Annotated in this window: 14 protein-coding genes and 1 pseudogene; all 15 read right to left on the reverse strand. The window is 37.0% G+C overall.

What is annotated here, in order from left to right; translation table 11 throughout:
• Nucleotides 1–10 precede the first annotated feature (10 nt).
• A complete protein-coding gene (locus R2H34_RS10510; RefSeq protein WP_075696626.1) occupies nt 11–787 on the reverse strand; it encodes a tellurium resistance protein in 777 nt (258 codons plus the stop codon).
• A 123-nt stretch (nt 788–910) separates the two neighbouring features.
• The gene (locus R2H34_RS10515; protein ID WP_004911902.1) at nt 911–1,324 is read right to left on the reverse strand and encodes a PaaI family thioesterase; all 414 of its coding nucleotides are present in this window, start codon (nt 1,322–1,324) and stop codon (nt 911–913) included.
• A 21-nt stretch (nt 1,325–1,345) separates the two neighbouring features.
• Complete coding sequence (locus R2H34_RS10520) at nt 1,346–2,329, reverse strand: fatty acid desaturase family protein (protein WP_042893046.1); 984 nt, start codon at nt 2,327–2,329, stop codon at nt 1,346–1,348.
• A 117-nt stretch (nt 2,330–2,446) separates the two neighbouring features.
• Nucleotides 2,447–3,244 carry a PaaX family transcriptional regulator C-terminal domain-containing protein gene (locus R2H34_RS10525; RefSeq protein ID WP_020899868.1) on the reverse strand — a complete coding sequence of 266 codons (798 nt, stop codon included), beginning with the start codon at nt 3,242–3,244 and terminating at the stop codon, nt 2,447–2,449.
• 104 nt (nt 3,245–3,348) lie between these two features.
• Nucleotides 3,349–4,149, reverse strand: a complete 801-nt coding sequence (locus tag R2H34_RS10530) for an undecaprenyl-diphosphate phosphatase (RefSeq protein ID WP_004911912.1) — start codon at nt 4,147–4,149, stop codon at nt 3,349–3,351.
• Between the two features lie 124 nt (nt 4,150–4,273).
• Nucleotides 4,274–6,163 carry a M48 family metalloprotease gene (locus R2H34_RS10535; protein WP_087540974.1) on the reverse strand — a complete coding sequence of 630 codons (1,890 nt, stop codon included), beginning with the start codon at nt 6,161–6,163 and terminating at the stop codon, nt 4,274–4,276.
• A 104-nt stretch (nt 6,164–6,267) separates the two neighbouring features.
• On the reverse strand, nt 6,268–7,806 hold the full coding sequence (gene purF / locus R2H34_RS10540) for an amidophosphoribosyltransferase (RefSeq protein ID WP_087540976.1): 1,539 nt from the start codon (nt 7,804–7,806) through the stop codon (nt 6,268–6,270).
• Between the two features lie 40 nt (nt 7,807–7,846).
• Nucleotides 7,847–8,440 carry a CvpA family protein gene (locus R2H34_RS10545; RefSeq protein ID WP_004911917.1) on the reverse strand — a complete coding sequence of 198 codons (594 nt, stop codon included), beginning with the start codon at nt 8,438–8,440 and terminating at the stop codon, nt 7,847–7,849.
• Between the two features lies 1 nt (nt 8,441).
• Nucleotides 8,442–9,449 (reverse strand): quinone-dependent dihydroorotate dehydrogenase, encoded by a 1,008-nt coding sequence (locus R2H34_RS10550; RefSeq protein WP_039047123.1) that lies wholly within the window; start codon nt 9,447–9,449, stop codon nt 8,442–8,444.
• 246 nt (nt 9,450–9,695) lie between these two features.
• A pseudogene (locus R2H34_RS10555) lies at nt 9,696–10,726 on the reverse strand (transposase).
• A 79-nt stretch (nt 10,727–10,805) separates the two neighbouring features.
• On the reverse strand, nt 10,806–11,285 hold the full coding sequence (gspM, locus tag R2H34_RS10560) for a type II secretion system protein GspM (protein WP_004911921.1): 480 nt from the start codon (nt 11,283–11,285) through the stop codon (nt 10,806–10,808).
• Nucleotides 11,285–12,424: a type II secretion system protein GspL gene (gene gspL / locus R2H34_RS10565; RefSeq protein ID WP_087540992.1), complete on the reverse strand. Its 1,140-nt coding sequence runs from the start codon at nt 12,422–12,424 to the stop codon at nt 11,285–11,287. The genes gspM and gspL overlap by 1 nt, the downstream gene beginning before the upstream one ends.
• A gap of 44 nt (nt 12,425–12,468) precedes the next feature.
• On the reverse strand, nt 12,469–12,924 hold the full coding sequence (sixA, locus tag R2H34_RS10570) for a phosphohistidine phosphatase SixA (protein WP_087540994.1): 456 nt from the start codon (nt 12,922–12,924) through the stop codon (nt 12,469–12,471).
• Between the two features lie 56 nt (nt 12,925–12,980).
• The gene (locus R2H34_RS10575) at nt 12,981–14,054 is read right to left on the reverse strand and encodes an NAD(P)H-dependent glycerol-3-phosphate dehydrogenase (protein WP_004954899.1); all 1,074 of its coding nucleotides are present in this window, start codon (nt 14,052–14,054) and stop codon (nt 12,981–12,983) included.
• 51 nt (nt 14,055–14,105) lie between these two features.
• Entirely contained in the window at nt 14,106–14,684 is a 579-nt protein-coding gene (locus R2H34_RS10580; protein WP_004962686.1) for a nitroreductase, read from the reverse strand.
• Nucleotides 14,685–14,851: the final 167 nt, after the last annotated feature.

Raw genomic sequence — 14,851 nt, forward strand, 5'->3', positions numbered from 1 at the left:
TTTTCCCCTCTTATTTCTCTAATGATTTTTTAAGATTTTGAATCAAATCTTCTCGACTTTTATCCAATTTTTCAAGAGTGATGCTTGAATTTGAGTGACGACTTTGCTGTAAATGATATTGCCATGCTGGAATCAAAACTTGCTGAGCTTCTTTAAATCGATCTAATAAACTAAAAGATAAATGCTGAGATAACTGCATTTGTTTGATCGCAATATCATTACTCGTTTGTAAAGTTTGTAAGGTATTCACTTTTTTAGACAATCGCTCAAGAAAATGATCTAAAGTTTTTTGGCGACTAAACTCAGGATATTCATTCAAAAACTCTTGAGCTGCGCCAATATAGGCTGCCATTTGTTCTCGTAAGCCCAATACCTGCTGTATTCGTGATTGTGACTTCTGTATTTCTATTTGCAGTTTTTGACTTAAATGATTTGCTTCATCAATTAAGCGATCAAGGTCTTTTAAATATTTTACCTGACCTGCATCATACTCCACATCAATGCCGAGCCATTTTTGCAATGCATTGAATCGACGACCACGTAGATACTTTTTTGAGAGTGACAGCTGTTGAATAATCTGTGAGATAACCGCACTTAACTGTTGATTTAATTTTGGGTCAATACCATTCAGTAAAACACTTTGAGCTTGAACTAAATGATCGGCATAGGCATTCAAACGATGCGGATCATCCATCAAAGGCAATAGATCATTTCGCTTAATCGCTAAAAGTTGCTCGTGATCAAACGAAATCTGAGATAGAGGTATTAAGTCGAGTTCTATGGGCATATAAGTAAAAATGGTAAGAACAAATAAATTTGAACAAACTTAGTTTTAGCATGTTCTTACCAATTCTCATACTGAATTGTTGTTATGTTTTGCTGCTCTATTCGTTGTTATTTCTAAAATTTTTTATTGCTTTGGAATTGCATATGTACCGATAACATGAGCAACAGGTTCATCGTCTCCAACTGAATACAACCATACCTCACCAGTCACCAAGGTTTTACCGACTTTAATCAATTTACAAACAGCTTTAATATTTTGCATTCCGTTTGGTTTGCGGAAAAAGTTAATCGTCATATTGGTTGTGACTGCCATGGCCACCAATCCCAAGTCACCTAAAATTGCAACATACAATGCAAAATCAGCTACAAGCATCAATGTTGGCCCTGACACGGTTTGTCCGGGGCGTAAGTCACTTTGATCGACACGATATAATAGCTCTGCACCTTTTGGGGTAATCTCAACAATTGATGTTTTTTCCAGTGCTTGTGGAAACTCTTGAGCTAAAAAACTAATGATCTGTTCTTTTGCTAATAGCATATCTATTCCTCTATTCTTGAATTAATCAGCTTGGTTAGATAGTTCATGTAAAACTTGCCAATACGTTGGCGGTTCTTCTACATGTCCGCGCTCACGTAACATCTGATGCATTTTCGGTAATTTGAAATATGGAACAGCAGCCATAAGATGATGTTCTTTATGATAATTAACATGTATTGGCGCGACTAATGCACGTGCTAAATATCCTGCTTTAGTTGTACGAGTATTTGTTAAAGCACTATTACTTGTTGGCATTCCTGCATGTTCAGCCATTGAACGGACACGGAGAAACAAAGGAAATGGGGTGAGATATGCCAAGATCCACAATGCATACAACTTAGGATGACCTGAAGCCCACAATGCTCCGAAAATAGCTGCATTAGTGGCTATCGCTCCGCCACTATTTTTTATAAATGTTTTTGCATAATCGCTCCAATGACGTCCATCTTGAGGAATCCAACGGCGATCATTTGAAACTGTCCATTCCATCTTCTCAATATCCATCAACACTCGCCCAATCGCAAATTTAATTCCCGTTAAACCAGATAAATCCCGAATAAATTTGCGCATTAATGATTTTTTGGAAGTTGGAAAGCCCGAAACCAATGTTAGATCAGGGTCATCAACAGTAGAGGTTTTACTGTGATGACGGATATGATGAGCGCGATATTTATGTAAATCATTCCAAATCGGACGAGCACATAACCAATCAGTTAATGTGTCATTCAACCACTTAGTTTTAAATAAACTTTGATGCGAAGCATCATGCATAAGAATAGCAAGCGCTAATTGCCTACCAGCAAGAATGATTAGCGCTACGATACACAATAATAATTTTCCCCAAGCTGGCACATAGTCCCAAAAGCTAGCAACGGCAGCAAAGGTACCGCCAATCACAGCCCAAGTTGAAAAAACAGCCCAGCCCCCATGTAAATCTGATTTACTAGTTAGCTCACTGATTTCATCTCTTGTGAATAGATCACTGATAGCAACACGCGTATTCATATCCTTATCCCATATTTTTTTTAATTTTAAAACTACACAACTTATATTTTTATTTTAAAACATGTAATATTTCTGTCAACAAAATATAATTAAATTTTTAGTAATATTTTAAATTAACTATTCATCATGCTGTTCATAAAATCTTCGCCATAGTTCTAAACCAATTTGATCTAGCCTCTGAACACTTTGAGCAAATTGATCGCGTAATTTTACGTCAACAAAATCTTCTGGTAACAATGGATCATTCATTAATTGTGAAATTGTTTGCCGACCAAGTAATAAAGATTCTTTCGTTGCGATATCTAAATCCAACTCATTCGCTGTTTCTAACCATTGTTCAATCATTTGAGCGTATTTTTGATAATTTTGATTTAATGTCTTGGTGGACCATAGTTCAGTTATTATTTTTATAGTTTGAGCATCGAAAAACTGGATCAAACAGACTTTTGCAGTTTGCTCCAGACCCGTAGCATGTAGTTCGTTAACAAGCTGCTCGAAAGAAATTGCTAAATTGTCTGGGCGAATATAAATGCCTTGCTCTAACTCTTTGAATCCCAAATGTTTCAAAGCGCGTTCTCTTCTATGCAAAGCCGTTCGATCGACTCTTCCCAAAGCCCCTGTAAATACACCGATAAATTGCTGATTCCATGGTTTGGTTTGTTTAATACCATTTTTTCGATTTAACATCACATCAGCCCACTCACGTGACTGATTGGTAAACTGATAGACGCCGCGCTCAATCGCCTCAATGACTCCTTCACTCGATAATCGAGTCACAGCAACCCTGATGCTATTTTCACTAATCTCAAAAAGTCGAGCTGCAATGATGATCTGCTTGATTGAAATTTCTCGTCCTTGTAACCCCAAAAGGAGATCAACAATCAAATCACGGGCATTCAGTTTTGCTATTGTCATAGTATGTTTTAACCAATACATAACTAGTGAATATAAAAAAAATAAGATCCAAAAATTAGTAAAAAAGCCTCTTTTCTAATCAAAAAAAAGAGGCTGATTTATATTTATAAGAATACGAAAAGTAAAATTACACCCAAAACAATGCGGTACCAAGCAAATACACGCAAAGTATGACGTTCAACAAATTTAACTAAAGCACTAACTACCAACAATGCAGAAATAAACGCAGCCACAAAACCAACACCAATATTCAGCATATTGTCTTGTGTGAGAACATCAGCATTACGAATTAAATCAAATGTCGCAGCACCTAACATCGTTGGCATCGCCAAGAAGAAAGAAAACTCTGTTGCTGCTTTACGCGATAGGCCTGCAAACATACCACCAACAATGGTTGCACCTGAACGAGATGTTCCTGGAATCATCGCCACACATTGCGCACAACCCACTAATAACGCCTGTTTATAGGTGATTTTTGTCGCTTCAGTTGTTTTATGATCAAAATTCTTTGCTTCAACCCAGAAAATAATAAGACCACCAACGATTAGGGCAATCGCGACCACTAAAGGACTAAAAAGCACACTCTTAATGAAATCAACAGCGAAAACCCCAATAATCACAGCAGGGAAAAATGCAATCAAAACACTAAATGCAAAGTGTCGAGCCTCTGCATCACCACTAAAAAAACCTTTGAGTAAATTAAAGATTTTTTGGCGATATAACCAACATACCGCCAAAATTGCACCTAGCTGAATAACGACTTCAAATACTCGACCATCATCTGAATGGAAATCAATTAAATGACCGAACAGGATTAAATGTCCTGTACTTGAAATCGGTAGAAATTCGGTGAGACCCTCAATAAAACCTAGAAACAAAGCTTTTAAAATTTCAATATGTTCCATAACTTACTCAAAAACACACAATACAAAATAAAAATAAATGGCAAGCTTACTCTGAAATCAGACCAAATTATGTGTTTGTCACGTAACCTTTGATCAAATAAATAGTCAATTTTTGATAGCAGCATCAAATAATCATCAAACTATTTTTCTTCAGCATTTGTTCAACAACATCCTGAGTATCAAAACCCAAGCGCCAATATAAAAGTTCCAAAACATCTAATTCATCTTGAGTGATGATGCGATCACTCCATAAGCATCTTTCTGCAATTGCCAAGATATTGAGTCGATCTCGTAATAGCAAACCTGAAACATCATTTAGAATTTCCGCTAGATCTAAAGGTTCATCAGAAATATCCGCATAAATTTGCATTTCTTCAACTGTCAAAATTTGCTGTAAAATTCGTTCACGAACTTCTAATTGGTTTGGACTATTAATTTGCTGGACGTGCAACAGCGCATCAATTAAATGAACAATTTGTGATTTTACATCTTCAAATGCTGTAGGCAGATGGGCTGGCATCAAATTCAATTCATGCTTCACTTTCTCTAAAAGCAACGCATCTAATAAACCAACCTCTCCATCTTCTTGAATAATACAAGCAAGCTTAGTGAGAAACTGACGTGCAATACTTGTCGGCATGTGCCCAATGTTTTTACAAGCATCATGAAAAATCTGAACATGGATACGACCATCTAAATTGAGTAACGCATCTACGATTGCATGACTCACTGCCGCTTCTTGTGGAATAAATTCACGATATTGACGAATCATTAAAATCGCAACCATGACTTCTCTAGAACCCGTAGCTGTTTGCATCGCACGCTGAATCAGCTCAGGACGTTTTTTATTTTTTCGAAGCTCTGGATTGAGTGGTTTAATTGCATCATTTAAGGCAAAACTAATGGGTGACAATCTAAGTAAAGGTAAAGGCTGAGGTGAACTCCAAGGAACTGTCATATCTGTCAGCTCTTCTTCTAAAGAACGAAACAGACTAAATAAAGGACGATTACGCAATTTTCTCAGGTTTTCTAATTGTAGGTCTTGCAATAATGTTGGATTTAATTCAAAGATTCGATCTTTAATACTTGGATGAATATTCATCCAGCTTTGTGGACTTAATGAGTTTGCAAAACACATATGAGAAATTGATTCTGAATATGCACTATGAATTTGTGAACCTGAGTGATGAACATAAATACGCAACAATGTTTGAACGTTGGCATTATTATTCATTAGTTTCATGGTTTTCAGATCATTTCTAAATGTACGACCACTTAAAGTTAAATATTTGATTAGACGGGTAATTAAAATTCCCAAACTCCCAATCAACCAAATCACACCACCAATCGCGACAAAAATAGTTTCAAATTTATTTCTATATGATGTGGCATACGGGCTGTACCCCGCTTGAGCTAATTTACTGCCCCACTGACTAAATGTTGTTAGACCACTGTATAAGATTTTTAACTTCGTGTTTTCAACAGCTTCGCCTGATAGAATTTGATTAAACTCATAACTCAGCAATCCATATAGCTCAAGCTCATCCAAGTTCTGCAATGCACCCCACGTCAAAATAATTGCGATATCTTGCGACTTAAAACCAGCTGTTAGCGCATTTACGCCAATCTCATCTGGTAGTACATACACTGCAGGTGTATCTATCGAAAAACTTTTTGCAACTTGTTCAACGACTCTCAGAGCAGTATTTTCTTCAGGAGTACTTTCATCAAAAACCAATCGACGTGCTTTTAATTGCTTTGCTAGAGAGTGCCCCCCTTCACGCAGGACATACAGCTCAGCTCCTACTGACCATACTAATACTAAAAATAATAAACAAATAAAATAAGGACTTAAAAAATGCCACCAAATCGGCTGAGTATAATCAAAGAAATGAACAACTAAACCCAAAATCCAATTGAGAATAAATAATGTAAGTAACATTGCAAGAATACAAAAGCTTACTGACCAAGCAATATTCTTATTTTCAATTAAATAATGGCTTATTTCTTTCAATGTAAATTTTCCTTATTACATTGTTTGGGTAAGAGGCTTTATGCCTTGAGTATCATAAAATAAAAAAGCGGGAAATTCCCGCTTTTCTCGATATTAAAGTAATTTTACTCTTCTCGAATACCAGTTAAATCCACTGAAGCAGCATCAATATTCACATCGATATAGCCATCAGCTTTTTTCTTCGCACTATCATTACGTTTTTGTTCAAGATTGATCAAATAATCACTATCAATCCCACCAGCCACATAGACTCCATCAAAAACAGAGCATTCAAACTCTCTCAGATCAGGCACTTTACTGGTACGAACCGCATTTTTCAAATCTTCAAGATCCTGAAAAATCAAACGGTCTGCACCAATAATTTCACGAATTTCTTCAACTGTACGATCTGAAGCAATCAATTCAGATTTTGCTGGCATATCAATGCCATACACGTTTGGATATTTCACCATAGGTGCAGCCGAAGCAAAGAATACTTTCTTCGCGCCAGAATCACGTGCCATTTGAATAATCTCATTACAGGTTGTACCACGTACAATCGAATCATCCACTAACAGTACATTTTTATCTTTAAATTCAAGCTCAACTGGGTTTAGCTTTTGACGAACTGATTTTTTGCGCTGCTGTTGACCTGGCATAATGAAGGTACGTCCGATGTAACGGTTTTTCATAAAACCTTCACGGAATTTCACGCCTAAAATATTAGCCAATTCTAATGCTGAAGTACGACTGGTATCTGGAATTGGAATGACCACATCAATATCGTGCTCTTCACCCCATTCCTTCAAAATTTTATAAGCCAGCTTTTCACCCATTTTTAAACGAGCTTTATAAACTGAAATGCCATCAATTGTTGCATCTGGACGAGCAAAGTACACATATTCAAAAATACATGGACGATATACAGGATTTACTGCACATTGTTTGGTAAACAATTCACCATTTGAATTAATGAAAATTGCCTCACCTGGTGCAATATCACGCTCAACTTTAAAACCTAGCGCTGTAATCGCAACGGATTCAGAGGCAATAATATATTCAGTGCCTTGCTCAGTTTCACGAGAACCATAAACCAAAGGACGAATCCCGTTTGGATCACGAAAACCAACAAGCCCATGACCTGTGATCATCGCAACAACCCCATAAGCACCTTTACAACGCTCATGAACACGAGATACGGTGTGAAAGATATTTTCTGGCGTTGGGTTGAGTGTACCGATCTTCTGTAACTCATGTGCAAACACGTTGAGTAAAACTTCAGAATCAGAATCAGTATTCATGTGACGTAAATCTGTTTTAAACAGATCATCATGAATTTCTGCGGCGTTGGTCAAGTTACCATTGTGTGCAAGGGTAATACCATATGGTGAATTCACATAAAATGGTTGAGCTTCTGCACTACTTGAAGAGCCTGCTGTAGGGTAACGCACATGCCCAATACCATAGTTGCCAAGTAAAGCTCGCATATGACGAGTATGGAATACATCACGTACCATACCATTATCTTTGCGAAGGAATAAACGCCCTTGATGACAAGTTACTATACCTGCTGCATCTTGTCCGCGATGTTGTAACATCGTCAAGGCATCAAATAACATTTGGTTCACTGGTGATTTACCGGCTATCCCAACAACTCCACACATAATAACCTCGCGACAAGCTTGGAATGGGGTTCAACCCCACTTAATAAAAAGGGTTTTTTGTCGAATGATCAGCAGCTTGCTCTGTGGAAGCACGCTCCGATTCGTCCATTTCTGAAGAAGGGCGATGTAACAAAGCACCTTCAGATGTCATTTCGTGTATCGCTTGATTTGCAGCATCTTTAGACAACTCTGTCGCTAAAGGAGCATATGGCAATAAGATTTGTACAAATTTTGATTGTTTCCAATGCGGAGAACTGTCAACCCATGGTCCCACACCTTGCATAGCAATCAAAACAATAAGTAGACCTTTTAAAGAACCAAAAGCACCACCTGCTAAACGATTTAATGGGCCCAATTTCAAACTTTTCAAGAGACCATTTAAAAGTGCGGTAATAACCCATGTACAAACAACAATGATGAGCACAATAAATGCAAATGCTGCAATCTTTTGCACTACAGGGTCTTGGCTTAAACTGCTCATGGCAGGTGCCAGTATGACTGCGTATTTTGCCCCAATGATCAATGCAAATATCCATCCGATCAAGTTCGCAAAGGCTTTGATAAATCCTTGACGCAAACCGTTTAGCCCTCCAATGAGCAAAATGATCAGAATAATGATATCAAGCGTGTTCATTTCACACTGTCATCGCATCAACACAATCTTTAACAAGTGTTGGACCTGTATAAATCAATCCACTGTAGACTTGTATTAAGCTTGCGCCAGCTTGCTGTTTAATAACGGCTTGATCACCAGAAACGATTCCACCAACACCGATTAAAGGCATACGCCCATCTAGGATCTTAGAAAATTGGCGTAAACATTCAGTACTTTTTTCAAACACTGGCGCACCTGATAATCCACCAGCTTCATTTCCATTCGGGAGATTTTCAACACCTTCTCTTCCAAGCGTAGTGTTGGTTACAATTAACCCATCAATTTTAAATTTCAGTAATTGTGTAGAAATAAAATTAATATCTTCAATCGTTAAATCTGGTGCAACTTTAAGAACCAAAGGAACATAATGATTATATTGTTCAGCAAGTTCTAGTTGTCTATCTTTCAATGTTTGTAACAACTCTGTTAATGCATCGCCACTTTGCAAACTGCGTAAGTTTTTTGTATTTGGAGATGAAATATTCACAGTGATGTATGATGCGTAGTTATAAACTTTTTCTAAACAAATTAGATAATCTGATACTGCATCTTCGACAGGAGTATCCGCATTTTTACCGATATTAATGCCTAGAATACCTTTGAATTTTGAAGCTTTGACATTCTCAACAAGCTTGTCCACCCCATCATTATTAAATCCCATACGGTTAATAATTGCTTTGGCTTCTGGAATACGGAATAAACGTGGTTGAGGATTTCCTGCTTGAGGTCGTGGTGTGATTGTACCAATTTCAATAAAACCAAAACCTAGTGCTGCCAATGCATCAATGTGTGCACCGTTCTTATCTAAACCAGCAGCTAAACCTACTGGATTTGGAAATTCAATTCCCATACAAGTTACAGGTTTATTTGCAACTTTTTGATGCATAAAACCTAGCTTATAAGCTTTGTCGAGCATAGAAAGTGTGAGTTCATGTGCACGCTCTGGTGCTAAAGTAAACAACAGAGGGCGGGCCAATGAATATAACATACCAATCACAGTCTACTGATTTTTCAAGTATGCGTATTATAGGCTTAGGCTAAACAAAACACCATGCTTGACAGGCGCTTATTTTGTAGAGTCGTTGCTTTAATGCTCCTTGAATCAATACTTAAAACAGTAATTGGAAATCTAGATTTAAAAATATGGCTGTACTTAATGTAAAAGCCTTAAAAAAAACTAAATGCTGCCATATCTCAATTTTTAGTAATAATAAATATTAGGACTTACGCACTATTATTTATAGATTCTCTGTGGTAGCAGATGATTTTTATCGAGAATAAAGTCATCAATGAAGTTTTTGATCATTGGTCTAAATAATTTCTTCTGCCAACGATATATATTTTCAAAGATCCGCTCAAAATGGTTCTTTTGTATCTCAACGTAGGCCATCAAGGCTGAAAAAATATGATTCAAAATCAGTTTAGATCGTCTTACTTGAAACTTTTCAATATGACAAACCTGTTTAATCACCCGGTGATATTGCTCTATTTTCCAATGACTTGAATGTAATTCATGAAAACCCTCAAAGGACAATAAATCATCTTCATCTTGATGCACAATATAAAACCTCTGCTGTTCTTTTAACTGAGTCTCTTAAATAATTGTACAAAGCCAAAATCTTTGAGCCAGACTACTTGACCCTGATGGAAATCTGGCAATAAACGCAGTTGAAACCATTGTCCTTTTTCTGGGGAAACCTTACGGTTACAGTCGATACCAAACATAAATCGAATACCATATTTTCTTATGGTTTTTAGATTTCCAGTCGATGAATACCAACTATCACCTGTAATAAATTGAATCTTTGCACCCCAACTGAGTACTTCACTTAACATATCCATAAAGTAATCATTCTTGGTTTTACTTTCAGATTTGTCATAAATTCGGAAATTAATTGGAATATTTTGACCATTTTGATCTGTCGCATACAAGGTAATCAGATTAATACCCTTGACGGATCGGTGGTGTTTGCCTGACCAAAAATAGCTAACTAAGTCCATATGTTGACTATATGGTTTATCTAAAACAGTATCATCAATACTGACTATAAGTTTGTTATTATCAATATGTTGAATTGATTCTTGATATAGGTCGTGAGGTGTGTAATCTTCACGCTCTAGAAAGCGATTTACACTATCATGCGAGATATTATAAGTCTCGGCAAGTTGTGTGCAGCTAATAGAGTTCGGTTCTGTCATGAGAAAGCCCATATAAATGGGTAGAGTACAAGTTGCTGTAGAAGCATGTTTAATTCGTCTGATCACAGATACTTTATAAAGTATTTTAGTACTTTTTTGAATCCGTCAATGCGTAAGTCCTAAATATCTAGAAATTAGAAATGATTTATTGCACCGTTGCCGTTAATTTGATCTGATTATTGGTAGAAATCATATCCATTTTTTGAATACTTAAACCCATTTGAGAGAGTTGCATCAAGAAATTCGCAAGTACCGCATAATTTTGATGTTCTGCAATCAATTGTATTTGATCGCCATTTTGCTGAGATGATACTGCTAAACCCTGTTGCTGAGCAGTACGCTGTATCTTATCTGCAGGAGAAAGATCCAAATCATTTGCTGGTTTCATTGTTGCTGCGTTACTTTGCATCCAAACCGTTAAATCTTTCAGCTCATTTAAACGATTTTGCTGCTGATCGGCAAGAGAATGCATTTTCCACAATGCAAAACCTATAATGACAACAGTTAAAAACACTGCTGTAAAAACAACCATGACTCGTTCACGAACCGATAGTCCTTGAAGATAGTGATTTAATCTTTCAATATTTTGATCAATACGGTTTTGTATATTATTCAATGCTTTCATTATTTAATCTTAACCAAGCCAATTGCGCCGACTGTATCAGCTTGAACATTACCAAGTTCAGCCTGAAATCCTTGTTGATTTAGTTGTTGCGTTAAACCTTGAAGATCATCCGCTGATTTTGCCTTGAGCGACATCGCTAACACAGATGCATCATAACTCACTTGCTGAGCCACAATTTGCTTTTGCATAAGAATAGGACCAACTCGACTCAATAAAGATAAAGCCTGTGTATCTCCAAGCTGACTCATTCTTAACTGGCTTTCAAACTGGCTTTTAATATTTTGCTCAGTTACTCGACTATTTTCACCAAACCAATATTTATATTGATCAATCGCCTGAACCGCAGTTTGATCAGCAACGCGTTTTAATTTAGACCAGCGTAAACCATCATAAACCAACTGAACAGAAATGACTGCAACCAATACACATGCAGCAGCTTTCCAGTAACCTGACCATTCAACTTCTTTATTTTTTGCTTTTGGTAAGACATTCAATGGATGTTGCTTAGGACGATTTAGGCTATGAAATTGATAACTAAATTCTGTTACTTGATCTTGTGTTGATGCTGCAGCTAAACAGTCCAATTGTGCAGGACTTAAATTTGCAAATTTGTATTCAGTAGCAGGATTTTGAAATTCTAAGAATAGTGCCAAATCATCTATTGAATTACCTGACCATTCATTTTCTCTTGCAAGTAGATTACCGTACAAATTTGCAATGATGATTTGATTCGGCTCAGGTTCTGGCAATATTAAAAAATCAGGTAAAAAAGCGATAATTTGTATTGGTAATAGGCTTAAAGCATGTTGCCAAGTTTCAATAGTAGATTGAGCAACACCGAGCACACTGAGCTGATCACTCTGAAAATGATGTACTATTTTCATTTGATCAATCGGAAGCGTAACAAACTCTTCAAGCAAAAACTTAACGCCTTCCTGACCTAATTGCTTGAAATGCAACTTCGTCATAGTTTGCTGCATTAATTGAGCATTTCGACTTGGAAAATAAACAACTGTTTCTTTTCCGTTGTGCTCATGTAAGTCTTGAATTAATTGTTCTAGGCTGTTGGCCTGCAACCAATTTTCCCCAGTCGACCAATACCATGTTCCATTGGTTTCAGGCATCCATAAATACAGCATCGGTGTTTAGTACCCTTTTTTATCCAAATATAGGATATAAGATTTTATATTGTTGGCGTAAAACTTTTTTTCTGTGTTGATAAGCCATTTGCAATCACAGTCTGATCATAAATTCGAGCTTCAGCTAATGCAAATGGATTAAAATTCTCATACGTTAATTGCTCCGCAATATGCCCTACTACATTCATATGGCATACAACTGCAATTGATTCATATGATAATTTTGATAGCCATTCTATCGCATCTTTAGCATCATCATCTGGTTTAATTTTATCGCAAATTAAAACAGGAACGCCTTCAAAATGCGCTTTGATATGTGCCAAAGTTTCTTGTGCACGTAGCAATGGACTAACTACAAAAACTTCTGGTTGAATAATATCTTTTAAGAAGTTTCCTGTTTCTTCAGCTTGCTGATGTCCACGCTCTGTCAGAGGACGTTGCATATCATCACCATTAATCGCAGGAGACGCTTCACCATGTCGTACTAATGTTAATTGCATATAAATACCTTATTATTAATGCTTGAGTTTAACCAAATATGATGACATTTTTTTGATTAGACTTCATGGTGAGGCAAAACAAATTCAACATCACTGCGATGACCATTTTTCATTAGAGAAAGCGCAATCGTCATCGGTGGTGCATTCTCAAAAATAACTTCATACAATGCATTGGTAATTGGCATGTATACATCTAATTCTTGAGCTTTAGCACGCACTTGTACAATCGTGTTAATCCCTTCAGCAGTCTGACCTAATGCTTTAGTTGCTTCATCAAGTGTTTTTCCAGAACCAAGTGCATAACCAATTTGATAATTACGACTCAATGGGCTATTACAGGTGGCAAACAAATCTCCAACACCTGACAGTCCTAAGAACGTCAATGGATTAGCACCTTGCTTGACAGCAAAACGACTCATTTCTGCTAAAGCACGAGTTAAAATCATACTCTTAGTATTTTCACCAATATTATAAGCAGCCCCCATCCCCATTGCGACTGCGTAAATATTTTTCAATGCACCGCCCAGCTCAACACCATGTACATCATCGCTACCAAATACACGAAATAGCGCACTGTGTAATGCATGCTGAACTGCATATCGCACTAGTTCTGATTCGCTCGCAATCACTGTACCAGATGGCATACCCGCCATAATCTCTTTTGCCAAATTTGGCCCTGATAAAACCCCATAAGGTACTTCAGGTAACTCTGCGCGAATAATGTCACTCATGAAACTAAAAGTTTTTGCTTCAATTCCTTTAGTAAGCGAAACAACCGCTTGAGCAGTGATAAATGGTGCGATTTGCTTGAGCACATCTCGGAATGAATGACTTGGAATCGCGACTAAGATAATATCACGATCTCGCACAGCCACTTCCAAATCAGAAACCGCACGTAAACCTGTTTCTAAGGTGTAATCAGGTAAATAACGTTTATTAATATGTGTTTGGTTGATCTCTTCAGCTGCAGCTGCATCACGAATCCAAATCATCGTGTCACAACCATTACGTACAGCCAAATTCGCCATTGCTGTACCAAAGCTGCCACCACCTAACACGGTAATTCTTAATGCTGTTTTTTGATCTACTGCAACTGGTTCAACTAAATCACTAAATTTTAACTCTGCCATTTTTTATCCTGAAATTCATTTATTCGTTTAGTTCATCATTCAATCTAAAAGTTAGCTTGCTTGCCAATTTTTTAAGAAATCTTGAGTAGCAATCTCTGCGCGTGGAGCAATCGCTTTAGCAGCAGTTCCAATATAAATAATACCCGAAATAAGATCTTGGTCGTTTAAACCCAATTGATGCTTGAGCCATGTAGACTCCACGACAGCACCAGATCGCCACATCGTAGCAAAACCTTGAGCTTGCAAAGAGAGTAAGAAGTTTTGAACAGCAGCACCAGTACTTAGAATCTGTTCAAAATGCGGAACTTTTGGATGATCTTGGATAGTTGTTAATGCTAATACCAATAACGGTGCACGAAAAGGATGCTGCTTTACACGCTCTAACTGAGCTGAATCAGTTTCACCTAAATCAGCTAAAGCTTTAGCTAAATGCTCACCAAAAGCGGCACGCAATTCAGGTGTTACTACAACGAATCTAGTAGGCTTCAAACGATGATGGTCAGGAGCAGTAAGTGCAGCTTGCACTGCTTTTTCAAGTTGTTGTGTATTTGGTGCTGGCTCAATTAATTGCCCAATAGATTGACGTTGATGAATATTTTGATGAATTGTCTCTATATTTGAGTCCGTCATTTAAATGAATCTAACTAACACATGGATTTTGCTAGATTAGCATAATCTCACTATTTTCCACCACGTTTAATCCCTGCTTAATCATCAATTTGAGAAATTTAACAGAGCCTCACTACAAACTGTACATAACCTGCAAAAGCGTTCAAAAATTATATGTTCAAATAATA

It is taken from the genome of Acinetobacter sp. 16 (assembly GCF_033439925.1).
Taxonomy (GTDB): Bacteria; Pseudomonadota; Gammaproteobacteria; order Pseudomonadales; family Moraxellaceae; genus Acinetobacter; species Acinetobacter junii.